At 59.2% G+C, this 25,436-nt stretch carries 22 protein-coding genes; 1 reads left to right on the forward strand and 21 read right to left on the reverse strand.

The genetic code is table 11. From position 1 onward, the window contains the following. The first annotated feature begins 38 nt into the window (after window positions 1–38). Complete coding sequence (locus tag HX783_RS05695; RefSeq protein WP_177016252.1) at window positions 39–935, forward strand: LysR substrate-binding domain-containing protein; 897 nt, start codon at window positions 39–41, stop codon at window positions 933–935. Between the two features lie 111 nt (window positions 936–1,046). Here the strand turns inward: HX783_RS05695 and ispD are convergent, their stop codons facing one another. The 21 genes from ispD to pyrH all read right to left on the reverse strand — a co-directional run bounded on the left by ispD (window position 1,047) and on the right by pyrH (window position 25,231). Then, window positions 1,047–1,754 (reverse strand): 2-C-methyl-D-erythritol 4-phosphate cytidylyltransferase, encoded by a 708-nt coding sequence (ispD, locus tag HX783_RS05700; RefSeq protein WP_177016253.1) that lies wholly within the window; start codon window positions 1,752–1,754, stop codon window positions 1,047–1,049. Next, window positions 1,751–2,029, reverse strand: a complete 279-nt coding sequence (gene ftsB, locus HX783_RS05705) for a cell division protein FtsB (protein ID WP_058412406.1) — start codon at window positions 2,027–2,029, stop codon at window positions 1,751–1,753. The genes ispD and ftsB overlap by 4 nt, the downstream gene beginning before the upstream one ends. Before the next feature lie 184 nt (window positions 2,030–2,213). Further along, a complete protein-coding gene (eno, locus tag HX783_RS05710; protein WP_106577156.1) occupies window positions 2,214–3,503 on the reverse strand; it encodes a phosphopyruvate hydratase in 1,290 nt (429 codons plus the stop codon). Between the two features lie 157 nt (window positions 3,504–3,660). After that, on the reverse strand, window positions 3,661–4,506 hold the full coding sequence (gene kdsA / locus HX783_RS05715) for a 3-deoxy-8-phosphooctulonate synthase (RefSeq protein WP_010212442.1): 846 nt from the start codon (window positions 4,504–4,506) through the stop codon (window positions 3,661–3,663). Window positions 4,507–4,511: 5 nt separating this feature from the next. Further along, window positions 4,512–6,143, reverse strand: coding sequence for a CTP synthase (locus HX783_RS05720; protein ID WP_106577157.1), 1,632 nt, complete (start codon window positions 6,141–6,143; stop codon window positions 4,512–4,514). Window positions 6,144–6,416: 273 nt separating this feature from the next. Further along, window positions 6,417–7,736, reverse strand: a complete 1,320-nt coding sequence (tilS, locus tag HX783_RS05725; RefSeq protein WP_177016254.1) for a tRNA lysidine(34) synthetase TilS — start codon at window positions 7,734–7,736, stop codon at window positions 6,417–6,419. A gap of 178 nt (window positions 7,737–7,914) precedes the next feature. Next, the gene (locus HX783_RS05730; RefSeq protein WP_159954666.1) at window positions 7,915–8,862 is read right to left on the reverse strand and encodes an acetyl-CoA carboxylase carboxyltransferase subunit alpha; all 948 of its coding nucleotides are present in this window, start codon (window positions 8,860–8,862) and stop codon (window positions 7,915–7,917) included. A gap of 129 nt (window positions 8,863–8,991) precedes the next feature. Further along, a complete protein-coding gene (gene dnaE / locus HX783_RS05735; RefSeq protein WP_177016255.1) occupies window positions 8,992–12,513 on the reverse strand; it encodes a DNA polymerase III subunit alpha in 3,522 nt (1,173 codons plus the stop codon). A gap of 77 nt (window positions 12,514–12,590) precedes the next feature. Further along, on the reverse strand, window positions 12,591–13,223 hold the full coding sequence (gene rnhB / locus HX783_RS05740) for a ribonuclease HII (protein WP_177016256.1): 633 nt from the start codon (window positions 13,221–13,223) through the stop codon (window positions 12,591–12,593). Then, window positions 13,220–14,359 (reverse strand): lipid-A-disaccharide synthase, encoded by a 1,140-nt coding sequence (gene lpxB, locus HX783_RS05745; RefSeq protein WP_177016257.1) that lies wholly within the window; start codon window positions 14,357–14,359, stop codon window positions 13,220–13,222. The genes rnhB and lpxB overlap by 4 nt, the downstream gene beginning before the upstream one ends. 2 nt (window positions 14,360–14,361) lie before the next feature. Beyond that, a complete protein-coding gene (lpxA, locus tag HX783_RS05750; RefSeq protein WP_159954662.1) occupies window positions 14,362–15,138 on the reverse strand; it encodes an acyl-ACP--UDP-N-acetylglucosamine O-acyltransferase in 777 nt (258 codons plus the stop codon). Next, on the reverse strand, window positions 15,135–15,575 hold the full coding sequence (gene fabZ / locus HX783_RS05755; protein WP_003172281.1) for a 3-hydroxyacyl-ACP dehydratase FabZ: 441 nt from the start codon (window positions 15,573–15,575) through the stop codon (window positions 15,135–15,137). The genes lpxA and fabZ overlap by 4 nt, the downstream gene beginning before the upstream one ends. Window positions 15,576–15,687: 112 nt before the next feature. After that, the gene (lpxD, locus tag HX783_RS05760; RefSeq protein ID WP_177016258.1) at window positions 15,688–16,743 is read right to left on the reverse strand and encodes a UDP-3-O-(3-hydroxymyristoyl)glucosamine N-acyltransferase; all 1,056 of its coding nucleotides are present in this window, start codon (window positions 16,741–16,743) and stop codon (window positions 15,688–15,690) included. A gap of 3 nt (window positions 16,744–16,746) precedes the next feature. Further along, window positions 16,747–17,250, reverse strand: coding sequence for an OmpH family outer membrane protein (locus HX783_RS05765; RefSeq protein WP_003172279.1), 504 nt, complete (start codon window positions 17,248–17,250; stop codon window positions 16,747–16,749). Window positions 17,251–17,295: 45 nt separating this feature from the next. Then, window positions 17,296–19,683 carry an outer membrane protein assembly factor BamA gene (bamA, locus tag HX783_RS05770; protein WP_177016259.1) on the reverse strand — a complete coding sequence of 796 codons (2,388 nt, stop codon included), beginning with the start codon at window positions 19,681–19,683 and terminating at the stop codon, window positions 17,296–17,298. 74 nt (window positions 19,684–19,757) lie between these two features. After that, the gene (rseP, locus tag HX783_RS05775) at window positions 19,758–21,110 is read right to left on the reverse strand and encodes a sigma E protease regulator RseP (protein WP_159954659.1); all 1,353 of its coding nucleotides are present in this window, start codon (window positions 21,108–21,110) and stop codon (window positions 19,758–19,760) included. 53 nt (window positions 21,111–21,163) lie between these two features. Further along, window positions 21,164–22,354 carry a 1-deoxy-D-xylulose-5-phosphate reductoisomerase gene (gene ispC / locus HX783_RS05780; RefSeq protein ID WP_177016260.1) on the reverse strand — a complete coding sequence of 397 codons (1,191 nt, stop codon included), beginning with the start codon at window positions 22,352–22,354 and terminating at the stop codon, window positions 21,164–21,166. After that, window positions 22,351–23,160: a phosphatidate cytidylyltransferase gene (locus HX783_RS05785; RefSeq protein ID WP_177016261.1), complete on the reverse strand. Its 810-nt coding sequence runs from the start codon at window positions 23,158–23,160 to the stop codon at window positions 22,351–22,353. Before HX783_RS05785 ends, ispC begins: the two co-directional genes overlap by 4 nt. Then, window positions 23,161–23,916 (reverse strand): polyprenyl diphosphate synthase, encoded by a 756-nt coding sequence (gene uppS, locus HX783_RS05790; RefSeq protein WP_016974405.1) that lies wholly within the window; start codon window positions 23,914–23,916, stop codon window positions 23,161–23,163. 17 nt (window positions 23,917–23,933) lie between these two features. Next, window positions 23,934–24,491, reverse strand: a complete 558-nt coding sequence (gene frr / locus HX783_RS05795) for a ribosome recycling factor (protein WP_177016262.1) — start codon at window positions 24,489–24,491, stop codon at window positions 23,934–23,936. Then, window positions 24,488–25,231, reverse strand: a complete 744-nt coding sequence (gene pyrH / locus HX783_RS05800; RefSeq protein WP_003172271.1) for a UMP kinase — start codon at window positions 25,229–25,231, stop codon at window positions 24,488–24,490. The genes frr and pyrH overlap by 4 nt, the downstream gene beginning before the upstream one ends. Window positions 25,232–25,436: the final 205 nt, after the last annotated feature.

Here is a 25,436-nt window from a genome sequence, read left to right on the forward strand (position 1 = left end):
CCAAAGCAAAACTTTATTGCTGTACAGGGATAATAAATATGCTGGAGAACCGCTGGGAAGGCATTGATGAGTTTGTCGCGGTGGCCGAATGCAGCCAATTTACGGCGGCTGCCGAACGCCTGGGCGTGTCGTCGTCGCACATCAGCCGCCAGGTCGCACGCTTGGAGGAGCGGCTGCAAACGCGATTGCTGTATCGCAGCACCCGCAAAGTGACCTTGACCGAGGCCGGCCAGACCTTCCTGCAGCACTGCCAGCGTTTACAGGATGGTCGCGAAGAAGCCTTGCGCGCCGTGGGCGACCTCACCAGTGAACCCAAGGGCATGTTGCGCATGACCTGCGCGGTGGCGTACGGCGAGCGGTTTATTGTGCCGCTGGTCACGCGGTTCATGGGGCTCTACCCGCAACTGCGCGTCGATATCGAGCTGACCAATCGCCAGCTGGACCTGGTGCATGAAGGCCTCGACCTTGCGATCCGCCTCGGCCGCCTGCAAGACTCGCGCATGGTTGCCAGTCGCTTGGCGCCACGGCGCATGTATTTGTGTGCGTCACCTTCCTACCTGGCGCGGTATGGTCGGCCACATAGTTTGTCGGAATTGAGTCGGCATAACTGCCTGATCGGCAGCTCGGATATCTGGCAACTCGCCCAGGACGGGCGCGAATTCTCACAACGCGTGCAGGGCAACTGGCGCTGCAACAGTGGGCAAGCGGTGCTGGACGCTGCATTGCAAGGCGTCGGGTTGTGCCAGCTGCCGGACTATTACGTGCTGGAGCATCTGCACAGTGGCGCCCTGGTGCCGTTGCTCGAAGCCCATCAACCGCCGAACACAGCGGTGTGGGCGCTGTACCCACAGCAACGGCATTTGTCGCCGAAAGTCAGGAAGCTGGTGGATTTTTTGAAGGAGGGGTTGGCTGAGCGGCCGGAGTACAGCGCGTAATTTGGGGTGACTGTTCGGGCTTCATCGCGGGCAAGCCCGACTCCCACAGGGAATTGCATTTCAACTGTGGGAGCTGGCTTGCCTGCAATGAAGTCGACGCGGTGTCACTGACTATCTGCGGTTTGCCCACCGCAACCTGAGCCACTCCAGGTCTTCGGGACGCGTGACCTTGATGTTGTCCGCGCGCCCTTCGATCAGGCGTGGTGCCTGGCCAGACCATTCCATGGCCGAGGCTTCGTCGGTGATCACTGCATCAGCGACCAGGCTGTCGGCCAAGGCACGGTGCAAGGCGCCGAGGCGGAACATCTGCGGTGTGTAGGCTTGCCAGATCAGGCTGCGGTCGACGGTTTCGACCACGCGGCCGTGCTTGTCGACGCGCTTGAGGGTGTCGCGCGCCGGTACGGCGAGCAAGCCGCCGACCGGATCATCCGCGAGTTCCGCCAAAAGCTTGTCGAGGTCATCACGGCTCAGGTTAGGCCGCGCAGCATCGTGCACCAGCACCCAATCGTTATCATCGGCGCCCAGGGCATTGAGGTGCAGCAGCGCATTGAGTACCGAGCCCGAGCGCTCCGAACCACCGTCCGCACGTTGAATACGCGGGTCAGTAGCACATGCCAGCGTGGGCCAGTAAGGATCGTCAACCGCCAGACTGACCACCAAGCCTTTGAGCGTTGGATGGTCGAGGAAACAGCCAAGGCTGTGTTCGAGAATAGTGCGCCCGCCCAGTTGCAGATATTGCTTGGGACGGTCCGCGGCCATACGGGCACCAACGCCCGCGGCAGGAATCACGGCCCAGAAGGCCGGTAAACTGTTACTCATTGGGCCAACTGGTAGAGGGTTTCACCCTCCTTGACCATGCCCAACTCATGACGCGCCCGCTCTTCAACGGTCTCGGTGCCTTTTTTCAGCTCAAGCACCTCGGCATCAAGCACGCGGTTGCGCTCCAGCAGGATTTCGTTTTCGGCGTGCTGATCGGCAATTTGCTGGGTCAGTTCTTTCACCTGCGCAAAGCTGCCATTACCGACCCATAGGCGGTACTGCAGGCCAGCCAGCAATAAGAGCAAGACGAGGAACAACCAATTGGGACTGCGCATCGAAATCCGGGTATCCAGTAAAAAAAGACAGCCATGCAAAACTTTTGAAGCAACTGATAGCACGAAGCCTGGATGAACCAGGCTTGTGCTTGATAGCCATCAGATTAGCGGCGAAATTCACGCTGTCGTGATTTTTCCGACGTAATCCGCTGACTTTTTACCACGCTTTACCATCAAGGAGCGATCAGCCGCGAAACTCGCTGCGACCGTTGTACTTGGCTTTACCCGCCAGTTGCTCTTCGATACGCAGCAATTGGTTGTACTTGGAAACGCGGTCGGAACGGCACAGGGAACCGGTCTTGATCTGGCCCGCCGACGTGCCCACGGCCAGGTCGGCAATGGTCGAGTCTTCGGTTTCGCCGGAGCGGTGCGAGATCACGGCGGTGTAGCCCGCAGCCTTGGCCATCTGGATGGCTTCCAGGGTTTCGGTCAGGGTGCCGATCTGGTTGAACTTGATCAGGATCGAGTTGGCGATCTTTTTGTCGATGCCTTCTTTCAGGATCTTGGTGTTGGTCACGAACAGGTCGTCGCCCACCAGTTGGATTTTCTCGCCAATCTTGTCGGTGAGGACTTTCCAGCCCGCCCAGTCAGACTCGTCCAGGCCGTCTTCGATCGAGATGATCGGGTAGCGCTCGGTCAGGCCTTTGAGGTAGTCGGCAAAACCTTCGGAGGTGAACACGTGGCCTTCACCGGACAGGTTGTACTTGCCGTCTTCGTAGAACTCGCTCGCGGCGCAGTCCAGGGCCAGGGTCACGTCGGTGCCCAGCTTGTAGCCAGCGTTGGCCACGGCTTCGGAGATCACTTTGAGTGCATCTTCGTTGGACGCCAGGTTCGGTGCGAAACCACCTTCGTCACCCACGGCAGTGCTCAGGCCACGGGCCTTCAGCACAGCTTTGAGGTGATGGAAAATCTCGGTGCCCATGCGCAGGCCTTCGGAGAAGGTCTTGGCGCCAACCGGCTGAACCATGAATTCCTGGATGTCGACGTTGTTATCAGCGTGCTCGCCACCGTTGATGATGTTCATCATCGGCACCGGCATGGAGTAAACACCCGGCGTGCCGTTCAGGTTGGCGATGTGTGCGTACAGCGGCAGGTCCTGGTCCTGGGCGGCGGCCTTGGCAGCAGCCAGGGACACGGCGAGGATGGCGTTGGCGCCCAGGCTGCCTTTGTTTTCGGTGCCGTCGAGCTTGATCATCGCGTGGTCCAGGGCTTTCTGGTCCAGCGGGTCCTTGCCCAGCAACAGGTCACGGATCGGGCCATTGATGTTGGCGACCGCTTTCAATACACCTTTGCCCAGGTAACGGCTCTTGTCGCCATCACGCAGTTCCAGCGCTTCGCGCGAACCGGTAGAAGCACCGGACGGCGCGCAGGCGCTGCCGATGATGCCGTTATCGAGAAGCACGTCGGCTTCGACGGTGGGGTTGCCACGGGAGTCGAGAACTTCACGACCTTTGATGTCGACGATTTTTGCCATTGTTGTAAACACTCCAAAGTTGACGAAAACGACGCAGCTGAAGGAAATCTTTTGACCGACCGCAAGGGTGGAACAACGAGGCAGGCTTGCAGGCGACAAGGCTCAGGCCCGCAGGCCTGAGCGTAAAGCGAGGGAAAGTCTACCGGAGAAATGGCGCTTACGCGGTCTCTACCGTCGGAAAACTCTTGACCAGTTCGTCCAACTGCTTGAGCTGCGCCAGGAACGGCTCCAGCTTGTCCAGGCGCAGGGCGCATGGGCCGTCGCATTTGGCATTGTCCGGGTCCGGGTGAGCTTCCAGGAACAGGCCAGCCAGGGACTGGCTGATGCCGGCCTTGGCCAGGTCCAGCACCTGGGCACGCCGCCCACCGGCGGAATCGGCGCGACCACCGGGCATTTGCAGCGCGTGGGTCACGTCGAAGAACACCGGGTATTCGAACTGTTTCATGATGCCGAAACCGAGCATGTCCACCACGAGGTTGTTGTAGCCGAAGCTCGAACCACGCTCGCAGAGAATCAGCTGGTCGTTACCCGCTTCCACGCATTTGTTCAGGATGTGTTTCATTTCCTGGGGCGCGAGGAACTGGGCTTTCTTGATATTGATCACAGCACCGGTCTTGGCCATCGCGACGACCAGATCGGTCTGGCGCGACAGGAAGGCCGGCAACTGGATGATGTCGCACACCTCGGCGACCACAGCAGCCTGCTCAGGCTCGTGGACGTCGGTGATGATCGGCACGCCGAAGGCTTGCTTGATGTCCTGGAAGATCCGCATGCCTTCTTCAAGGCCCGGGCCGCGATAGGAAGTCACGGACGAACGGTTGGCCTTGTCGAAGCTGGCCTTGAACACATAAGGGATACCGAGCTTCTCGGTAACCTTGACGTACTCTTCACAGACCTGCATCGCCATGTCACGGCTTTCCAGCACGTTCATGCCGCCGAACAGCACCATGGGCTTGTCGTTGGCAATCTCGATGTCGCCTACGCGAATGATCTTCTGGGCCATCAGGTTTACGCCTTCTTCTGATGTTGCGTCAGTGCAGCTTTAACGAAACCGCTGAACAACGGGTGACCGTCGCGCGGCGTCGAGGTGAACTCAGGGTGGAACTGGCAGGCCACGAACCACGGATGATCCGGCGCCTCGACCACTTCAACCAGCTTGCCATCACCGGAGCGACCGGAAATTTTCAGGCCGGCTTCTTTGATCTGCGGCAGCAGGTTGTTGTTCACTTCGTAGCGGTGACGGTGACGCTCGACGATCACGTCCTTGCCGTAGCAATCGTGAACCAGCGAGCCCGGCTCCAGCAGGCAGTCTTGCGCGCCAAGGCGCATGGTGCCGCCCAGGTCGGAGCTTTCGGTACGGGTTTCAACGGCGCCGGTGGCATCTTCCCACTCGGTGATCAGGCCCACGACCGGGTGGCCGCTGGTGTGATCGAACTCGGTGGAGTTGGCGTCTTTCCAGCCCAGCACGTTACGGGCGAACTCGATAACGGCCACTTGCATGCCCAGGCAGATCCCCAGGTACGGCACTTTGTTTTCGCGAGCGTACTGAACAGCAGTGATCTTGCCTTCCACGCCACGCAGGCCGAAACCGCCCGGCACGAGGATCGCGTCAACACCTTCGAGCAGCGCAGTGCCCTGGTTCTCGATGTCTTCGGAATCGATGTAGCGCAGGTTGACCTTGGTACGGTTGCTAATACCGGCGTGGCTCATCGCTTCGATCAGCGACTTGTACGCATCCAACAGTTCCATGTACTTGCCGACCATGGCGATGGTGACTTCGTGCTCTGGGTTGAGCTTGGCGTCAACCACCGCTTCCCACTCGGACAGGTCCGCGCCGTTGCACTGCAGGCCGAAACGCTCGACCACAAAATCGTCCAGGCCCTGGGAGTGCAGGATGCCCGGGATCTTGTAGATGGTGTCGGCGTCTTCGAGGGCAATCACCGCACGTTCTTCAACGTTGGTGAACTGCGCGATCTTGCGACGCGAGGAAATGTCGATCGGGTGATCGGAGCGGCACACCAGCACGTCCGGCTGCAGGCCGATGGAACGCAGTTCCTTGACCGAGTGCTGGGTAGGCTTGGTTTTGGTTTCGCCGGCGGTGGCGATGTACGGCACCAGTGTCAGGTGCATCAGCATCGCGCGCTTGGCGCCGACTTCGAAACGCAGCTGGCGGATGGCTTCGAGGAACGGTTGGGATTCGATGTCACCCACGGTGCCACCGATCTCGACCATCGCCACGTCGGCATCGCCCGCACCCTTGATGATGCGGCGCTTGATTTCGTCGGTGATGTGCGGGATCACCTGGATGGTTGCACCCAGGTAGTCACCACGGCGCTCCTTGCGCAGCACGTGCTCGTAGACACGGCCGGTGGTGAAGTTGTTGTTCTGGGTCATGGTCGTGCGGATGAACCGCTCGTAGTGGCCCAGGTCCAGGTCGGTCTCGGCGCCGTCGTGTGTGACGAACACTTCACCGTGCTGGAACGGGCTCATGGTGCCCGGGTCAACGTTGATGTACGGGTCCAGCTTGAGCATGGTGACCTTAAGTCCCCGCGCCTCCAGGATGGCCGCCAATGAAGCGGAGGCAATGCCTTTCCCCAATGAAGAAACAACACCGCCCGTGACGAATATGTAGCGCGTCATGAAAAACCCTAGAAGTCTGCGTTAAAGCGGTCCGAGCCGCCGGGGAAAGCGAAGGAAGGCCGAAGCCCCCGATCACCTGCATTAATCACAGTGCACCTTTCAAAAAAACCGCCGCGTTGTGACAGACCAGCAATGAAACACCGGTACGTTGATCGCTACACATTTTTTGGAATCGCCCAGCAAAGACTGCTTGGTAATCGGCAACTGCTGCGATTCAGTCGAATCCACAGAAGTTGTATCAAGAAGGGAGCGTAGTCTACCGGAAAGGCTCTATCAGCTCAAACCTTGATCGCAGATCTGTGGCATCCAATGTAATTGCCAGTCGCCAGACGCGCTGGCCCATAGCCCCGCAAGGGTTGGGACTGCCAGCAATTGCTCGCCCTGATAGAGGAGCGGCAATCTGCCACGGATGAAGCCGGGCAGCGCACGTTCGTTAAGCAGACGCTTCAGGTCCCGACGGCCTCGACCTGGCACTTCGATGATTTCGCCGCCCTGGCGGTAACGGACCGACAGCAGGCCTTCGGGGGCACTGCCAATAAACTTGAGCTGGCCATTGCCGGGTAACTCTAGTGGTTTTTGCGGATCGGGCCAGCTCACCATAGCGTCGGAAAATTCCGACCAAGTGGTAGGCAGCCACCAAAGGCGCTCACCGCAACGATGCAGTTGGCCGTCGGCCAGGCGCCACAACGGTTGTGCGTCACCCTTGGCATCACGCAGGGAATACCAGCCCGCCCAGTGGTCGCTGTCGGGTAAGCGGGTCAGCGGAGTCAGCCAGTGACGCAGGGCATTACGTTGACGGGCGTCGGAAAGTTCGCGTAATGGCGCAAGGGCCAGCGACGGCAAGGCCAGCCAGGGAAACGGCGAAGGTTGGTCGGCGGCGCGCAGGTCCATCTTCGCCAATTCGTCGAGCAGGCCCTGGGCTTCGCTCAGGTGCTCGGCAGTACGGGCCAGGCTGGCGACCGCTTGGGGCCAACGCTGCGTCAGCGCAGGAAAAACACGGTGACGCAGGTAATTTCGCGAGAAGCGTGGATCAGCATTGGAAGGATCTTCGATCCAGGCCAACTGATGCTCACGGGCGTAGGCTTCCAATTCAGCGCGCGAGGCTTCCAGCAGCGGCCGCACCAAGTGGCCATCCGCCAAAGGGCGATGCACGGGCATGGCCGCCAACCCACGCACGCCAGCCCCACGCAGCAGGCGAAACAACAAGGTTTCAGCCTGATCGTCGCGATGCTGCCCGGTGAGCAACACCTCCCCTGCCCCGGTGACCTCGGTAAACGCCTGATAACGCGCCTCACGCGCCGCACGCTCAAGGCTTGCGCCGAGCTGGACTTGCACGCGCATCACCCGCAGGGGCACGCCCAGGCTGTCACATACTGTTTGGCAATGATTGGGCCAGGCGTCAGCGGCAGATTGCAGGCCATGATGAATATGGACAGCGCTGAGCGGCGGCAGAATGTTGGTTTTGGCCAGAGTGGCCAGGAGATGCAGCAGGACCGTGGAATCAAGCCCGCCCGAGAACGCGATATGCCAGGCTGGCGCATTGAGCCAGGGAGCCAGAGTTTGCAGGAGTTTGGCGGATAGAGCCGGCTTCATAACAAAGTACCGCCATCAATCTGGAATGCGATAACCCAGCATACACAAAGCAAATGTGGGAGCGGGCTTGCTCGCGAAAGCGGTGTGTCAGTCACTGAATATGTTGACTGATATACCGCTTTCGCGAGCAAGCCCGCTCCCACATTAGTACCGCATTGTCTGCCAGATCAGTGTTTGATCAGAGGCCGTAGCTCATCAAGCGCTCGTAACGACGGGCCAGCAGCGCCTCGTTATCGAACTTCTTGAGCATCGCCAGTTGCGAACCCAGCTCAGCGCGGATAGTCGCAGCAGCAGCAACCGGGTCACGGTGGGCGCCGCCCAACGGCTCGGCGATCACTTTATCTACGATACCCAGGCCTTTGAGGCGATCAGCGGTGATGCCCATGGCTTCGGCAGCGTCCGGCGCTTTTTCGGCGGTTTTCCACAGGATCGAAGCGCAACCTTCCGGCGAGATCACCGCGTAGGTCGAATATTGCAGCATGTTGAGCTGGTCGCAGACGCCGATGGCCAGTGCACCGCCGGAACCACCTTCACCAATCACGGTGGCGATGATCGGGGTTTTCAGGCGGGCCATTACGCGCAGGTTCCAGGCGATTGCTTCGCTCTGGTTACGCTCTTCGGCGTCGATACCTGGGTAGGCACCCGGGGTGTCGATGAAGGTCAGGATCGGCATCTTGAAGCGCTCGGCCATTTCCATCAGGCGGCACGCCTTGCGGTAGCCTTCAGGGCGCGGCATACCGAAGTTGCGGCGCACTTTCTCGCGCACTTCACGGCCTTTCTGGTGACCGATGACCATTACCGGCTGGTCGTCCAGGCGAGCGATACCGCCCACAATGGCCGCGTCGTCGGAGAAGTGGCGGTCGCCGTGCAGCTCGTCGAACTCGGTAAAGATGTGCTGAATGTAGTCCAGGGTGTACGGACGGCGCGGGTGGCGAGCCAGGCGCGCGATCTGCCAGCTGGTCAGCTTGCCGAAGATGTCCTCGGTGAGCGTGCTGCTCTTGTCTTGCAGGCGAGCGATCTCATCGCCGATATTCAGCGAATTGTCATTGCCGACCAGGCGCAATTCTTCAATCTTGGCTTGCAGGTCAGCGATCGGCTGTTCGAAATCAAGAAAATTCGGGTTCATAAGCGTCCGTCTTGGGTCGACGGCCAAGGAGTGCCTGGCCAGCCGGTTGTCTATTCGCGCCCTACCTTAAGGGAGAGGCGCGTTTAGGTCGAGATTAAATGTTCAGTCGAGATCAGACATATCTGACCGTCAACGGTATTGGAGGAAGACGTTGTCTCGCCCGAACTGGTCACGCAATGCTTGAATCAAGCCATCAGCGGGATCAATTCGCCACGTCTCGCCGAACTGCAACATCGCCTTGGCGTCATTGCCGGTGTACTCCATGGTCACCGGGCACGCGCCTCGGTGGCGTTTGAGCAGGTCACCCAACCAGCGTAGCTGATCGCCTTTGAGGGCTTCGGTCTTGACCTTCAAACGCAGGCTTTCGGCAAGGTTGGTGCGTGCATCTTCCATGCTCATCACCCGCTTGATGCGCAGGCGCAGGCCACCGGAGAAGTCATCGTTGCTGACCTCTCCTTCCACCACCACCATCGCATCCGTCTGCAGCAACGACTGCGCGGAATGGAAGGCGTCGGCAAACAGCGACGCTTCAATGCGGCCCGAGCGGTCGTCGAGGGTGATAAAGCCCATCTTGTCGCCCTTTTTATTTTTCATCACCCGCAGGGCGATGATCATACCGGCGACGGTCTGGGTATCACGCGCCGGTTTCAGGTCGATGATGCGCTGACGGGCGAAACGGCGGATTTCACCTTCGTATTCGTCAATCGGGTGACCGGTGAGGTACAGGCCCAAGGTGTCTTTCTCACCTTTGAGGCGCTCCTTGAGGGTCAGTTCCTTGGCCTTGCGATGGTTGGCGTACACATCCGCGTCTTCTTCGACGAACAGCCCGCCAAACAGGTCGGCATGGCCGCTGTCATGGGTGCGCGCGGTCTGTTCGGCCGCTTTGATCGCCTCTTCCATTGCGGTCAGCAGCACTGCACGGTTGCGGTCGATATTTGCCTGGTAAGCCTTCGGCTCATCATGGAAATACGGGCCGAGACGGTCGAGTGCGCCGCTGCGGATCAAACCATCAAGGGTACGTTTGTTGATGCGCTTGAGGTCAACCCGTGCGCAGAAGTCGAACAGGTCTTTGAACGGCCCGTCCTGACGCGCTTCGGTGATGGCCTCCACCGGGCCTTCGCCCACGCCTTTGATGGCGCCCAGGCCATAAATGATGCGGCCTTCGTCGTTCACCGTGAACTTGAACTCCGAGGCGTTCACGTCCGGCGCATCGAGGCGCAGCTTCATGGTGCGCACTTCCTCGATCAAGGTCACGACCTTGTCGGTGTTGTGCATATCCGCCGAAAGTACCGCGGCCATGAACGGCGCCGGGTAGTGAGCTTTCAGCCAGGCGGTCTGGTACGACACCAGGCCGTAGGCGGCGGAGTGGGATTTGTTGAAACCATAACCGGCGAATTTTTCCACCAGGTCGAAAATGTTACCGGCCAGGTCAGCGTCGATATTGTTGGTGGCGCAACCTTCAATGAAACCGCCGCGCTGCTTGGCCATCTCCTCGGGCTTTTTCTTACCCATGGCGCGACGCAGCATGTCCGCACCGCCAAGGGTGTAACCGGCCATGACCTGGGCAATCTGCATCACCTGTTCTTGATACAGGATGATGCCGTAAGTCGGCGCCAATACCGGCTTGAGGCCTTCGTACTGGTAGTCGGAGTGCGGGTACGCCAGTTCAGCGCGGCCGTGCTTACGGTTGATGAAGTCGTCCACCATGCCCGATTGCAGCGGGCCCGGACGGAACAGCGCCACCAGTGCGATCAAGTCTTCCAGGCAGTCGGGCTTGAGCTTTTTGATCAGCTCCTTCATGCCGCGCGACTCAAGCTGGAACACCGCCGTGGTTTCGGCTTTTTGCAGCAAGGTGTACGTCGGTTTGTCGTCCAGCGGGATAAAGGCGATATCCAGCGGTTCTTCGTTGACCTTGGCGCGCTCGCGGTTAATCGTCTTCAGCGCCCAGTCGATGATCGTCAGGGTCCGCAGGCCGAGGAAGTCGAACTTCACCAGGCCGGCCGCCTCCACGTCGTCCTTGTCGAACTGGGTAACCAGGCCGTCGCCTTCTTCATCGCAATAGATCGGCGAGAAGTCGGTGAGTTTGGTCGGCGCAATAACCACACCACCGGCGTGTTTACCGACGTTACGCACCACGCCTTCGAGCTTGCGCGCCATGTCCCAGATTTCGGCGGCTTCTTCATCGACCTTGATGAAGTCGCGCAGGATTTCTTCCTGTTCGTAGGCCTTTTCCAAGGTCATGCCGACTTCAAACGGAATCATCTTCGACAGACGGTCCGCCAAGCCGTAGGACTTGCCCTGCACCCGGGCCACGTCACGGATTACAGCCTTGGCCGCCATGGAACCGAAGGTGATGATCTGGCTGACCGCATTGCGGCCGTATTTTTCGGCCACGTACTCGATCACGCGGTCACGGCCATCCATGCAGAAGTCGACGTCGAAGTCGGGCATGGATACCCGTTCCGGGTTCAGGAACCGTTCGAACAGCAGGTCATATTCCAGCGGGTCGAGGTCGGTAATTTTCTGCACATAGGCCACCAGCGAGCCGGCACCCGACCCCCGGCCAGGCCCTACCGGCACGCCGTTGCTTTTGGCCCACTGGATAAAGTCCATTACGATCAGGAAGTAACCGGGGAAGCCCATCTGGATAATGATATCCAGCTCGAAATTCAGCCGGTCGACATAGACCTGGCGCTTGGCGTCGTAGTCTTCGGTGGTGTCCTTGGGCAGCAGCACGCTGAGGCGCTCTTCCAGGCCATCGAACGACACTTTGCGGAAATACTCGTCGATGGTCATGCCATCGGGAATCGGGAAGTTGGGCAGGAAGTGCTTGCCCAGCTTCACTTCGATATTGCAGCGCTTGGCGATCTCGACGGAGTTTTCCAGGGCCTCGGGCAGGTCGCTGAACAGCTCGGCCATTTCCTCGGCGCTTTTGAGGTACTGCTCTTCGCTGTAGTTCTTCGAACGGCGCGGGTCATCCAGCGCCCGGCCTTCGCCGATGCACACGCGAGTTTCGTGAGCCTCGAAATCTTCCTTCTTGATAAAACGCACATCGTTGGTCGCCACCAGCGGCGCGCCCAGCTTGTCGGCCAGGGCCACAGCGGCGTGCAGATGTTCTTCGTCGTTGGGGCGGTTGGTGCGCTGCACTTCCAGATAGAAGCGGTCAGGGAAAACGTCCATCCACTCGCGGGCCAACACCTCGGCTTCCTGCGGGTTACCGCCGAGCAGCGCGATACCGATCTCGCCCTCTTTGGCCGCCGAGAGCATGATCACGCCTTCGCTCGCTTCGGCCACCCACTCGCGCTCGATGATGATCGAGCCGTTGCGCTGGCCGTCGATAAAGCCACGGGAAATCAGTTCGGTGAGGTTGCGGTAACCGACGCCGTTCATCGCCAACAGGCTGATGCGGCTCAGGGGGTTATCCGGGTCTTTGTTGGACAGCCACAGGTCGACGCCGCAAATCGGCTTGATGCCGGCGCCCATGGCGTTTTTGTAGAACTTGACCAGGGAACACATGTTGTTCTGATCGGTCACCGCTACCGCAGGCATGTTCATGCCCACCAGGGTTTTGACCAGCGGTTTGATCCGTACCAGGCCGTCGACCAGGGAATATTCAGTGTGCAGGCGCAGGTGAACGAATGAAGCCGGCATAGTGATCCTGTCTAGAAACTTAGAAACAACAAGGCCCGGGATTGTACCGGGCCTTGAGCAAAACATCAGCCTCGCGACTAAACCTCGCTGAGGCTCTCACGCGCCTCGTAAGCCTGGCGCACCGGGGCAAACGAGCGGCGGTGGATCGGCGTGGGGCCAAGGCGAGCCAGGGCTTCCAGATGAACGGGCGTCGGATAACCTTTGTGACCGCCAATGCCGTAGCCGGGGTAGATCAATTCAAACGCGGCCATTTCACGGTCACGGCTGACCTTGGCCAGGATCGAGGCAGCCGCGATAGCCGGAACCTTGCTATCGCCTTTGACCACCGCTTCTGACGGCATCGCCAGTTTCGGGCAACGGTTGCCGTCGATCATCGCCATTTTGGGCGTGATGTGCAGGCCTTCCACCGCGCGCTGCATGGCCAGCATGGTCGCGTGGAGGATGTTCAACTTATCGATTTCTTCAACTTCGGCCCGAGCGATGTGCCAGCTCAGGGCTTTTTCACAGATCTCGTCATAGAGCTTTTCACGACGGGCTTCGGTGAGTTTCTTCGAATCGTTGAGACCGAGGATCGGGCGATTCGGGTCAAGAATCACCGCTGCCGTCACGACTGCGCCACACAACGGGCCGCGCCCTACTTCGTCAACACCCGCCACCAGTTCGTGGGCTTGGGCAACGAGGCTGAAATCCAGGCCCATTTGCGCGCTCATAAGGCTTCCTGTTTGTGGCCGATCAAAGTCAGCACCGCATCCGCCGCCTGGTTCGAGGCATCACGGCGCAGGGTGCGGTGAATGTCGTCGAAACCACGGGTCTGCTCTTCGCCGCCGTCGATCAAGGGTAGTAGAGTTTGCGCGAGCGCCTCGGGCGTTGCATCGTCCTGCAACAACTCCGGCACCAGCAGACGCTGAGCCAGCAGGTTGGGCAAGGAGATGTAAGGGCTTTTGACCATGCGCTTGAGAATCCAGAAGGTCAGCGGCGCCAGGCGATAAGCCACGACCATTGGGCGCTTGTACAGCAAGGCTTCCAGGGTGGCGGTGCCTGAGGCGATCAACACCGCGTCACACGCCGCGAGGGCCAGGTGTGACTGGCCGTCGAGCAGGGTCAATGGCAGGTTGCGACCTTCCAGCAGTGTTTCGATTTGTGCGCGACGCTGCGGGCTCGCGCAGGGCAAAACAAAACGGACACCTGGTTTCAGTGCTTGCAAGCGCTCGGCGGCATCAAAAAACAGCGCACCCAGACGGCCGACTTCGCCACCACGACTGCCCGGCATCAGTGCGACCAGCGGCCCGTCGGGCAGACCCAGTTCGGTACGCGCGGCGGCGCGGTCAGCCTGCAGCGGGATGGTGTCAGCCAGGGTGTGCCCGACAAACCGCACCGGCACGCCCTTCTCTTCATAGAACCGGGCTTCGAAGGGCAGCAAAGTCAGCATCAAGTCGCAACCTTCACGGATCTTCAGCACGCGCTTCTGCCGCCACGCCCACACAGAAGGGCTGACGTAGTGCACGGTCTTGATCCCGGCCTGACGTAACTTGAGTTCGATATTGAGGGTGAAATCCGGTGCGTCGATGCCGATAAAGACGTCGGGCTTTTCTTCGATCAGCGTCTGAATCAGCAGCTTGCGGCGAGCCAGCAGCTCACGCAAACGGCCCAGCACTTCGACCAGGCCCATCACTGACAGGCGTTCCATCGGGAAGTAGGAAGTGAGGCCTTCAGCCTGCATGAGCGGGCCACCTACACCGATAAACTCCACCGCAGGATGTTGGGCCTTGAGCGCCCGCATCAGGCCGGCGCCAAGAATGTCGCCGGAGGCTTCCCCGGCGACCAGCGCGATACGCAGATTAGCCATGATCAGCGAGTGATGCCGCGAGTCGATGCCTGGATCGAGTCACGGAACACCGCGACTTCCGGGAACAACGCTGCCGGCTCGGTCAGTTCGGTCAGGGCCTGGTCAACCGTGAGTCCCTGGCGATAAACCACCTTATAGGCACGGCGCAGTGCGTGAATCGCATCTTCGCTGAAGCCGCGACGGCGCATGCCTTCGAAATTCATGCTACGCGCTTCGGCTGGGTTGCCGAATACCGTGACGAATGCTGGAACGTCTTTACCAATGGCTGTGCCCATGCCGGAAAAGCTATGGGCGCCAATATGGCAATACTGATGCACGAGGGTGAAGCCGGACAGGATCGCCCAGTCGTCAACATGCACGTGGCCAGCCAACGCGGTGTTGTTGACCAGGATGCAATGGTTGCCGATCACACTGTCATGGCCGATGTGCGCATAAGCCATGATCAGGTTGTGATCGCCCAGGGTGGTCTCGGCACGATCCTGCACGGTGCCGCGGTGAATGGTCACGCCTTCACGGATGATGTTGTGATCACCGATGACCAAACGCGTTTCTTCACCCTTGTACTTCATGTCCGGGGTGTCTTCGCCTACCGAGGAAAACTGGTAGATACGATTGTGCTTGCCAATACGGGTCGGACCTTTAAGGATCACGTGCGGCCCGATGACAGTCCCCTCGCCGATTTCAACACCTGCGCCGATGATCGACCAAGGGCCGACCTCAACGTCGGCGGCCAGAACGGCCGACGGATCGATGATTGCGCGAGGGTCAATCAAACTCATAGTTTGCGTTCCGCGCAGATGATCTCAGCGGAGCACACCGGCTTGCCGTCCACCGAGGCCTGGCATTCGAACTTCCAGATCTGGCGCTTGCAGCTGATGAACTTGGCTTCCAGGATCAACTGGTCGCCCGGGGTGACCGGGTTGCGGAAACGCAGCTTGTCGGAGCCCACGAAATAGTAAAGCGTGCCATCGGCAGGCTTGAGGTCGAGCATTTTGAAACCAAGGATACCGGCAGCCTGGGCCATCGCTTCGATGATCAACACGCCCGGCATGATTGGATGCGCAGGGAAGTGACCATTGAAGAACGGTTCGTTGATGCTGACATTCTTGTAGGCACGAATGCGCTTTTCCTCGACATTGAGGTCCACTACACGGTCCACCAGCAGGAACGGGTAACGGTGAGGCAGGTATTCGCGAATCTCGTTGATGTCCATCATTTTCGGGGGGAAGCCTGTAATAAAGATTGGGGGCGGGCGGACTAAACGCACGCCCCGCTAGCAAATCAAGGAGGCAGTCTAGCGGCTGTGCACACTTGATATGGAAATGGTATCAGCCTTCTGATGAAGCATTACCGCCAGGGGTCACGTCCTCGACACGCTTTTCGACCTGTTTGAGACGTCGGGCCATTTCATCGATCTTGCGCAAACGTGCCGCACTTTTGCGCCATTCAGCCGCAGGCTGCATGGCCGTACCGGAAGAGTAGGACCCAGGCTCGGTAATCGAATGGGTCACCATGGTCATGCCGGTAATGAAGACGTTGTCGCAAATCTCGATATGCCCCACCAGCCCAACGCCACCGGCGAGCATGCAATGCTTGCCGATCTTGGTGCTGCCGGAAATCCCCACGCAGGCGGCCATGGCGGTGTGATCGCCAATCTGCACGTTGTGGGCAATCTGAATCTGGTTGTCGAGCTTCACACCGTTACCGATCACGGTATCGGCCAACGCCCCGCGATCCACAGCGGTGTTGACACCGATTTCCACGTCATCGCCGATCAATACGCCGCCGACTTGGGCAATCTTGTGCCAGACGCCTTTGGCGTTGGCAAACCCAAAACCTTCGCCGCCGATCACAGCGCCCGACTGAATCACCACACGTTCACCGATACGCACGTCGTGGTACAGGGTGACGCGGGGTGCCAGCCAGCCATCGGCACCGATTTCACAGCGCGCACCGATAAAGCAATGGGCACCCACGGTGACGCCGGCGCCAATGCGCGCGCCACTCTCGATCACGGCGAACGCACCAATGCTGGCCGCAGGGTCAACCTGAGCATCATCGGCAATAACCGCCGACGGATGAATACCGGCAGCGGCCTTGGGCTTTGGATCGAATAGATGCGAGGCCCGGGCATACGCCAGGTAAGGATCAGCCACCACCAGCGCATCCCCGGTAAACCCTTCGGCATCGGCGGCCTTCAGCAACACGGCTGCGGCTTGGCTGTCGACCAGGTATTTACGGTATTGGGGATTTGCGAGGAAGCTCAACTGAGCTGGGCCAGCCTCCTGCAAGGTGGCTAGCCCAGTGATTTCCTTCTCCGGGGAGCCACGCAAGGTGGCTCCCAAGAACTCGGCCAACTCGCCGAGTTTGATAGTCGCGGTCATGGCTTACTTCAGCTGGTTCATGCGCTCGATCACCTGACGGGTGATGTCGTATTGAGGCTTGACGTCAATCACGGCGCCACGCTCGAACACCAGATCAAAGGCACCTTTCTTGATGACTTCTTCCACAGCGCTGTCGAGTTTCGGCTTGAGCTGCTTGAGCATTTCACGGTCAGCAACGGCTTTGGCTTCGTTCAGCTCCTTGGACTGGAACTGATAGTCACGAGCCTTTTGCTTGAATTCAAGCTCCAGACGCTCACGCTCGCCTTGCTGCATTTTGTCGCCGCCAGCTACCAGGCGGTCCTGGATACCCTTGGCACTGCTTTCCAGCGTCTTGAGCTTGGTCAGCTGCGGACCGAATTTCTTCTCGGCGTCCACGGCGTATTTCTTGGCCGCGTCGGATTCCAGCAGAGCCATCTGATAGTTCAGAACGGCGATTTTCATTTCGGCGAAGGCCGGGGTGGTTACCAGCACAGTGGCCAGCAGAACCAATTGAGTCAACTTACGCACGATGTACTCCTACAGAATCCGTTGTCGTTATCTTGGGTCAGACGCTTAGAACGTCTGGCCGAGGGAGAATTGGAAAATCTGGGTTTCAGCGTTATCCGGTTTCTTGATCGGCATGGCCAGAGCAAAGCTCAATGGGCCAAGCGCGGTCACCCACGTCACACCAACACCCACGGAGCTGGCGAGGTTGCTCAGGCTGATGTCGTTGCACTCGGTCTGAGACTTCACACCGCTCGGGTTAGTGATCTGTTGGCACTTGGAGTCGAACACGTTACCGACGTCCCAGAAAACCGAAGTGCGCAACGAACGCTGATCCTTGACGAATGGCAGCGGGAACAGAAGCTCCGCACCACCCTGGATCAACACGTTACCACCAAAGGCCAGCGCGTCATTGTCCGAATCAGGCTGCGTACCCTGGTTGCCGGTCACGGCCACACCACGGCTTGGCGTACCACGTGGGCCCAAAGTGCTGTCCTTGAAACCACGAACCGAGTTGAAACCACCTGCGTAGTAGTTCTCGTAGAACGGCAGACCGTTGGTTGAACCATAACCGTCGCCATAACCCAGCTCGGTGTGCAGGCGCATGGTGTAGTTATCGCTCAGAGGCTGGAACAACTGGCCACGGTAGTCGAGCTTGAAGAACGACAGGTCGCTGCCCGGCGTGGTGGCTTCCGCAGTCAGGCTTTGGGAATGGCCACGGGTCGCCAGCACACCTTTGTTCAGGGTCGATTCAGACCAGCCGACCGACGCCTTGAAGTTCAGGAACTGGTCGCCCTCTTTACGCACAAAGTCGAAAATCTCATCCGTGGTGTACACACCGGTCTTGATTTTGTCCTGTTGCGCAGTGAAACCGAAGGTCAGACGCGACGTTTCGCTGATCGGGTAACCGATGTTGACACCGGCACCAAGGCTGTCGATCGCATAACTTGCAACGTCAACGTTGAGGTCTTTGTAGTCGGTGGTGCGATAGAAGGCGTTGTAGCCCAGGCTCACACCGTCAGCAGTCCAGTAGGGGTCGACATAACCGAAGTTATAGCGGCTCTGGTATTCGCTTCGGGTCAGGCCGATGGAAACCTTGTTACCGGTACCGAGGAAGTTGTTCTGGGTAATCGAACCACCCAGGATCAGGCCGGCACTCTGTGCAAAACCGACGCTGGCGGTGATCGAGCCCGAGGCTTGCTCTTCAACGGCGTAGTTCACGTCAACCTGGTCATCCACACCCGGTACGGCCGGGGTTTCGACGTTGACTTCCTTAAAGAAGCCCAGGCGCTCAAGACGGGTCTTGGACTGGTCGATCAGGTAAGTCGATGCCCAGCCACCTTCCATCTGACGCATTTCGCGACGCAGCACTTCGTCCGCAGACTTGGTGTTGCCACGGAAGTTGATGCGGTTCACGTAGGCACGCTTGCCTGGGTCGACCACGAAAGTGATGTCCACAGTGTGGTCATCATCGTGCGGCGTCGGTACGCCGTTGACGTTGGCGAAGGTGTAGCCTTCGTTACCCAGGCGGCGGGTGATCAGCTCGGACGTGGTGGTCATCAGCTTGCGCGAGAACACCTGGTTCTTCTGCACCAGCAGCAATGCCTTGACCTGGTCTTCAGGTACTTTCAGGTCGCCACTGAGCTTCACGTCACGAACGGTGTACTTCTCGCCTTCGTTGACGTTGACAGTAATGTAGACGTGTTTCTTGTCCGGGGTGATGGACACCTGGGTCGAAGCGATATCCATGTTGATATAGCCGCGGTCCAGGTAGTAGGAACGCAGACGCTCCAGGTCACCCGACAGCTTCTCACGCGCATACTTGTCATCGTTCTTGAAGAACGACAGCCAGTTGGTGGTCTTGAGTTCGAACAGGTCGATCAGGTCGTCATCAGCGAACTTGGTGTTGCCCACCACGTTGATGTGCTGGATCGCCGCCACAGTGCCTTCGTTGATGTTGACCTTGAGGCCCACACGGTTACGAGGCTGGGGGATCACTTCAGTTTCCACGGTCGCGGAGTAGCGACCCTGGGCAACGTACTGGCGTTGCAGTTCGTTACGCACACCTTCAAGGGTGGCGCGCTGGAAGATCTCGCCCTCGGCAAGGCCGGATTGCTTGAGCCCCTTCATCAAGTCGTCAGTGGAGATCGCTTTGTTACCTTCGATCTCGATACTGGCGACAGAAGGTCGCTCGACGACAGTGATGACCAGGACATTGCCTTCGCGACCCAGTTGGATATCTTGAAAGAACCCGGTTTTGAACAGCGCACGAGTGGATTCCACCAGGCGACGATCATCCGCCTGTTCCCCGACGTTCAACGGCAAGGCACCAAAGACGCTACCCGCGGAAACCCGCTGGAGGCCGTTGACACGAATATCGGAGATAGTGAAGGACTCGGCGTGAACTTCGGCGATCATCAATACGGTGAGAACCGCAGTTAGCAGCAGACGTTTCATGAAGTCCTTTCTTATTCCAACTGGCAATAAACAAACTGCCGCAAAATGCGGCAGATTCGCAATTCAGCGAAGCGTTACAGTCGTCCCAGATCGTTGACCAGAGCTAACAACATCACTCCGACCACCAAACTGATACCGATCTGTATCCCCCAACCCTGCACCCGATCCGACAAGGGGCGACCACGCACCCACTCGACCAGATAAAACAACAGATGCCCCCCATCCAATACTGGAATGGGCAGCAAATTCAGAACCCCAAGGCTAATACTCAGATAAGCCAGGAAATTCAGGAAATCCGCGACACCCGACTGGGCAGAAGCGCCCGCCACTTTAGCAATGGTTATCGGTCCACTCAAGTTTTTTACCGAGAGCTCGCCGAACAACATTTTCTTGAGCGATTCGAGGGTCAGCACACTCATGGTCCAAGTGCGCTTTGCACCCTCGCCAATTGCCGCCAACGGCCCGAAGCTGACCTCGCGCACCATCGATGGCGGCCACTCGACACCTTTCACCCCGGCACCGAGATAACCCCCGGCCGCCTTGGCCTCCCCGCGAACCGCGAGGGTCACAGGGACGTCGATTTGAGCACCATCGCGCTCAACTTTCAGCACAATTTTGGTATCAGGGCGTACACGCACCAGGTCGACCACTTGCTGCCAATCGCCCAACGCCTGACCATCAAGGGCCAGCAGACGGTCGCCGGTTTTCAGACCAGCAGCCTGCGCCGGACCTTTCGGGTCGAGCTCGGCGAGCACCGGCGGCAACGCCGGTCGCCACGGACGAATGCCCAGGGACTTGATCGGGTCAGGCTCATCAGCGCCCTTGAGCCAATGGTCGAGGGCCAATTCACGCGGCGTTTCGGTGGTGGCATCCTGCTCGCGCACCACAACATTGATGGTGCCGCTTTCACCCATGCGGCGCACCAACTGCAAATTCACAGCGCCCCAACCCGTGGTTGGCTCGCCATCAATAGAAACAATTTCCTGCCCGGCGACCAGGCCAGCCTTGGCCGCCATGCTATCCGCCTCAACCGCGCCGATGACCGGACGCACCTGCTGGCTGCCCATCATGGCCAGGACCCAGAAGAACACCATCGCCAAGAGGAAGTTGGCGATCGGGCCGGCTGCAACAATAGCGATACGCTGACGAACGGTCTTACGATTGAAGGACTGGTCCAACTGATCAGCAGGCACTTCGCCTTCACGCTCATCAAGCATCTTCACGTAGCCACCCAACGGGATGGCCGCGATCACGAATTCAGTGCCCCGCCGATCATGCCAACGCAGCAGCGGCATGCCAAAACCGACGGAAAAGCGCAGTACCTTGACGCCGCAACGACGGGCCACCCAAAAGTGGCCGAATTCGTGGAAGGTCACCAACACACCCAGAGCAACCAGGGTGCCGACAATCATGTAGAGCGCACTCATCTAATTTCTCCGCATTCCAATCCAGTGCCTGTAGGCTCAAACCTGCCCACAGACTAACGCGCGTTGCGGTTCAACCATTGCTTGGCCAGGGTGCGGGCCTTTGCATCAGCCTCGAACACTGCCCCTAAATCATCCACAGCCACAACGGGCTCAAGGCTCAAAACCTCCTCGATGATACTCGCGATCTGCGGAAAGCGAATACGCCCGTCAAGAAACGCTGCCACAGCCACTTCATTGGCCGCATTGAGCATGGCCGGCGCGCTGCTGCCCACCTCCGCTGCCTGTCGCGCCAGACGCAGGCACGGAAAGCGCTGCTCGTCCGGCGCCTCGAAATCCAGGCGTGCAATCGCGAACAGGTCCAACGGCGCGACACCGGAGTCGATCCGCTCCGGCCAAGCCAGGGCATTGGCGATCGGGGTACGCATGTCGGGATTACCCAACTGCGCCAACACCGAACCATCCACATAGTCGACCAGGGAATGAATCACACTTTGCGGGTGGATCACCACCTCGACCTGATCCGGCCGGGCATCGAACAACCAGCACGCCTCGATCAACTCAAGGCCTTTGTTCATCATGCTCGCCGAATCCACGGAGATTTTGCGCCCCATGGACCAGTTCGGGTGCGCACATGCCTGATCAGGCGACACATGCTCAAGATCATCCAGCGGAGTTTGCCGGAAGGGTCCACCGGAAGCCGTAAGGAGAATCCGCCGCACGCCAACCTGGGTCAGGCCACGGGCAAAATCACCGGGCATGCATTGGAAAATCGCGTTGTGCTCGCTGTCCAGGGGCAACAGCACGGCGCCACTCTTGCGTACCGCCTGCATAAACAGTGTGCCCGACATGACCAATGCTTCTTTGTTGGCCAGCAGGATCTTCTTGCCTGCATCGACTGCCGCCAGTGTCGGCCGCAAGCCTGCTGCCCCGACAATAGCCGCCACTACAGTGTCGACTTCCGCATCGGCTGACACCTGGCACAGCCCCTCCTCGCCTACCAATACCTGAGTAGCCAGGCCGGCAGCGCGCAGATCGTCCTGCAAACCACGCGCCGCCGACGCTTCAGGCACGACAGCAAAGCGCGGCGTGTGGCGTACACACAAGGCCAGCAACTCAGCCAAACGCGTGAAGCCGGTCAGCGCAAACACCTGATAGCGATCAGGATGACGTGCGATCACATCCAGAGTACTCAGCCCGACCGAGCCGGTCGCTCCCAGCACCGTCACCTGCTGCAGGCGGCTCACGACGCCGTCATCCACAGCAGCACGGCAAAGATCGGAATCGCAGCGGTAAGGCTGTCGATACGATCCAGCACGCCACCATGACCCGGCAACAGGTTACTGCTGTCCTTGATCCCGGCCTGGCGCTTGAACATGCTTTCGGTGAGATCACCCACCACCGAGATAAACACGACCACCGCCGTACCCAACAAGGCCAGCAGGATCTCCTTCACCGACCAGTCGCGCACAACACCGACAACCAGCGTGATCACCAAGGTCAACGCCAAGCCACCGTAGACGCCTTCCCAGCTCTTGCCCGGACTGACCGCCGGCGCCAGCTTGCGTTTACCGAAAGCCCGCCCGGAGAAGTAGGCACCGATATCAGCCCCCCACACCAGCACCATCACGGCCATGATCAACCAGTTGCCCATCGGCGAATTCTTGATTTCCACCAACCCTTGCCAGGCCGGCAGCAGAATCAACAAACCAATCACCAATTTGCTGGCCACACTCGACCACTGGCCGCTGGTACGCGGATAGGTCAGCACAAGGAAGGTCGCGAGCGCCCACCACAACACCGCCGCCCCCAACACCCAGGGCACCACAATGCTCGAAAGCGTATGCATGAGGAACAGCAGAAGTGCCACGACAGCGGCGTACACCACGCGCGGCAACTGCTCGTTGAAACCTGCCAGGCGCGCCCATTCCCAGGCGCCCAAGGTCACAACCAGGCCGATAAACAGCGCAAAACCGGAACCGTCGAGCAGGAAAAACCCACACAAGGCAATCGGCAGCAGGATCAGTGCTGTGATGATTCGTTGTTTAAGCATTTAAACCCGGGCTCCAGCTTCGATCTGCTCGCTCGTTTTACCGAAGCGACGCTGACGGGAAGCGAAATCGGCCAGTGCATTACGCATGGCATCGTGTTTGAAGTCCGGCCAGAACAGGTCGGAGAAGTACAGCTCGGTGTAGGCCAGCTGCCACAACAGGAAATTGCTGATGCGGTGCTCGCCACCGGTACGAATGCACAGGTCCGGCAACGGCAGGTCGCCGGTTACCAGGCAGGTTTGCAACAGTTCAGGCGTGATGTCGTCGGGCCTCAGGTGCCCGGCCTGCACTTCGCGGGCAAGCCGCTGTGCAGCCTGGGCGATATCCCACTGGCCGCCGTAGTTGGCTGCAATCTGCAACACAAAACGGTTCGCGCCGGCAGTGATAGCCTCGGCTTCGCGCATGGCGGCCTGCAGCTCCGGATGGAATCGCGAGCGATCACCAATGATGCGCAGGCTGATGTTGTTGTCGTTGAGGCGCTTGGCCTCACGACGCAGCGCCTTGAAGAACAGGTCCATCAAGGCACTGACTTCTTCGGCGGGCCGTTGCCAGTTCTCGCTGGAGAAGGCAAACAGGGTCAACACCTCAACCTTGGCCTCGGCACACACTTCTATTACCGCGCGCACCGCATCGACACCCGCTTTATGCCCGGCAACACCCGGCATAAAGCGTTTCTTCGCCCAGCGATTATTCCCATCCATGATGATCGCGACATGGCGCGGCACCACGGAGGGCACAGTCTGCTTGGTCTTTTCCATGAAGGCGTCCTGACCCCTTATACGGCCATCAGGTCCTTTTCTTTCTCTTCCGTGGCCTTGGTAATCTGGGCCTCGGCGTCTTTGGTCAGCTTATCGATATCGGCGACGGCACGACGCTCTTCGTCTTCGCTGATTTCTTTGTCCTTGACCAACTTCTTCAGGTCACCCAATGCATCACGACGAATGTTACGCACGGCAACACGTGCATCTTCCGCTGCGCTGCGCGCCTGCTTGGTGAAGCCCTTACGGGTTTCCTCGGTCAGCGCAGGCATGGAGATCAGCAACAACTCGCCCAGGTTGGTCGGGTTGAGGTTCAGGCCGGCGCTCTGGATGGCCTTGTCGACAGCAGCAAGCATGTTGCGCTCGAAAGCCACGACCTGCAGGGTGCGCGAGTCTTTAACGGTGACGTTGGCCACGCCGCTCAGCGGGGTGTCGGCGCCGTAGTAAGGCACCATCACGCTGCCCAGGATGCTCGGGTGCGCTTTACCGGTACGAATCTGGCCGAATGCGTGGCTCAGAGACTCCAGGGATTTCTGCATACGCTCTTGAGCGCCTTTCTTGATTTCGTTGATCATTGTTGGCCTTCCTCGATCAGAGTCCCTTCCGCGCCGCCGTGTACGATATTCAGCAGGGCGCCGGGCTTGTTCATGTTAAATACGCGCAGCGGCATCTTGTGGTCGCGGCACAGGCAAATAGCCGTCAGGTCCATCACGCCCAGCTTGCGATCCAGCACTTCATCGTAGGTCAGATGATCGAACTTCTCGGCATGCGGGTCTTTGAATGGGTCTGCGGTGTAGACGCCGTCCACCTTGGTGGCTTTGAGCACTACGTCGGCATCGATTTCGATAGCGCGCAGGCAAGCGGCCGAGTCCGTGGTGAAGAACGGGTTACCCGTACCGGCAGCAAAGATCACGACTTCCTTGGCGTTCAGGTGACGCATGGCTTTGCGACGGTCATAGTGATCGGTCACGCCGACCATGGAAATAGCCGACATCACGATTGCCGAGATATTGGCACGCTCCAGGGCGTCACGCATGGCCAAGGCGTTCATCACAGTGGCCAGCATGCCCATGTGGTCGCCGGTCACTCGGTCCATACCCGCAGCACTCAGTGCCGCACCACGGAACAAGTTACCGCCGCCGATCACCAGGCCGACCTGAACACCGATACCCACCAGCTGGCCGACTTCCAGTGCCATGCGGTCGAGTACCTTGGGATCAATCCCGAACTCTTCCGAGCCCATCAGGGCCTCGCCGCTAAGCTTGAGTAGAATGCGTTTATAGCGAGCCTGATAACCACTGCCCTGCTGAGCCATTGCGAATCTCTCCTGCGGCGTATTTTTTAAAAATTCTTGGCGAGCCGTTTACGGCTTGCGTTCACTCTAGCTGGACGCTATCACAGCGCCATCGGAACACGGCTTTGTAAGCCAGTTCCGAAAGGAAGCCAAATAAAAATTGGCCTTCCCATTTGAAAAGAGGCTGCGCGCGTGAGCGGGCAGCCTCTTTCGGGCGACAGTTAAA

Source organism: Pseudomonas sp. D2002 (assembly GCF_013385735.1).
In the GTDB taxonomy this organism is placed as follows: domain Bacteria; phylum Pseudomonadota; class Gammaproteobacteria; order Pseudomonadales; family Pseudomonadaceae; genus Aquipseudomonas.

Excerpts from the sequence above, each read along its gene's own strand:
- HX783_RS05695 (WP_177016252.1), top strand. The coding sequence starts at position 39 with ATGCTGGAGAACCGCTGGGAAGGCATTGATGAGTTTGTCGCGGTGGCC.
- ispD (WP_177016253.1), bottom strand. The coding sequence starts at position 1,754 with ATGAGTAACAGTTTACCGGCCTTCTGGGCCGTGATTCCTGCCGCGGGC.
- ftsB (WP_058412406.1), bottom strand. The coding sequence starts at position 2,029 with ATGCGCAGTCCCAATTGGTTGTTCCTCGTCTTGCTCTTATTGCTGGCT.
- eno (WP_106577156.1), bottom strand. The coding sequence starts at position 3,503 with ATGGCAAAAATCGTCGACATCAAAGGTCGTGAAGTTCTCGACTCCCGT.
- kdsA (WP_010212442.1), bottom strand. The coding sequence starts at position 4,506 with ATGGCCCAGAAGATCATTCGCGTAGGCGACATCGAGATTGCCAACGAC.
- HX783_RS05720 (WP_106577157.1), bottom strand. The coding sequence starts at position 6,143 with ATGACGCGCTACATATTCGTCACGGGCGGTGTTGTTTCTTCATTGGGG.
- tilS (WP_177016254.1), bottom strand. The coding sequence starts at position 7,736 with ATGAAGCCGGCTCTATCCGCCAAACTCCTGCAAACTCTGGCTCCCTGG.
- HX783_RS05730 (WP_159954666.1), bottom strand. The coding sequence starts at position 8,862 with ATGAACCCGAATTTTCTTGATTTCGAACAGCCGATCGCTGACCTGCAA.
- dnaE (WP_177016255.1), bottom strand. The coding sequence starts at position 12,513 with ATGCCGGCTTCATTCGTTCACCTGCGCCTGCACACTGAATATTCCCTG.
- rnhB (WP_177016256.1), bottom strand. The coding sequence starts at position 13,223 with ATGAGCGCGCAAATGGGCCTGGATTTCAGCCTCGTTGCCCAAGCCCAC.
- lpxB (WP_177016257.1), bottom strand. The coding sequence starts at position 14,359 with ATGGCTAATCTGCGTATCGCGCTGGTCGCCGGGGAAGCCTCCGGCGAC.
- lpxA (WP_159954662.1), bottom strand. The coding sequence starts at position 15,138 with ATGAGTTTGATTGACCCTCGCGCAATCATCGATCCGTCGGCCGTTCTG.
- fabZ (WP_003172281.1), bottom strand. The coding sequence starts at position 15,575 with ATGATGGACATCAACGAGATTCGCGAATACCTGCCTCACCGTTACCCG.
- lpxD (WP_177016258.1), bottom strand. The coding sequence starts at position 16,743 with ATGACCGCGACTATCAAACTCGGCGAGTTGGCCGAGTTCTTGGGAGCC.
- bamA (WP_177016259.1), bottom strand. The coding sequence starts at position 19,683 with ATGAAACGTCTGCTGCTAACTGCGGTTCTCACCGTATTGATGATCGCC.
- rseP (WP_159954659.1), bottom strand. The coding sequence starts at position 21,110 with ATGAGTGCGCTCTACATGATTGTCGGCACCCTGGTTGCTCTGGGTGTG.
- HX783_RS05785 (WP_177016261.1), bottom strand. The coding sequence starts at position 23,160 with ATGCTTAAACAACGAATCATCACAGCACTGATCCTGCTGCCGATTGCC.
- uppS (WP_016974405.1), bottom strand. The coding sequence starts at position 23,916 with ATGGAAAAGACCAAGCAGACTGTGCCCTCCGTGGTGCCGCGCCATGTC.
- frr (WP_177016262.1), bottom strand. The coding sequence starts at position 24,491 with ATGATCAACGAAATCAAGAAAGGCGCTCAAGAGCGTATGCAGAAATCC.
- pyrH (WP_003172271.1), bottom strand. The coding sequence starts at position 25,231 with ATGGCTCAGCAGGGCAGTGGTTATCAGGCTCGCTATAAACGCATTCTA.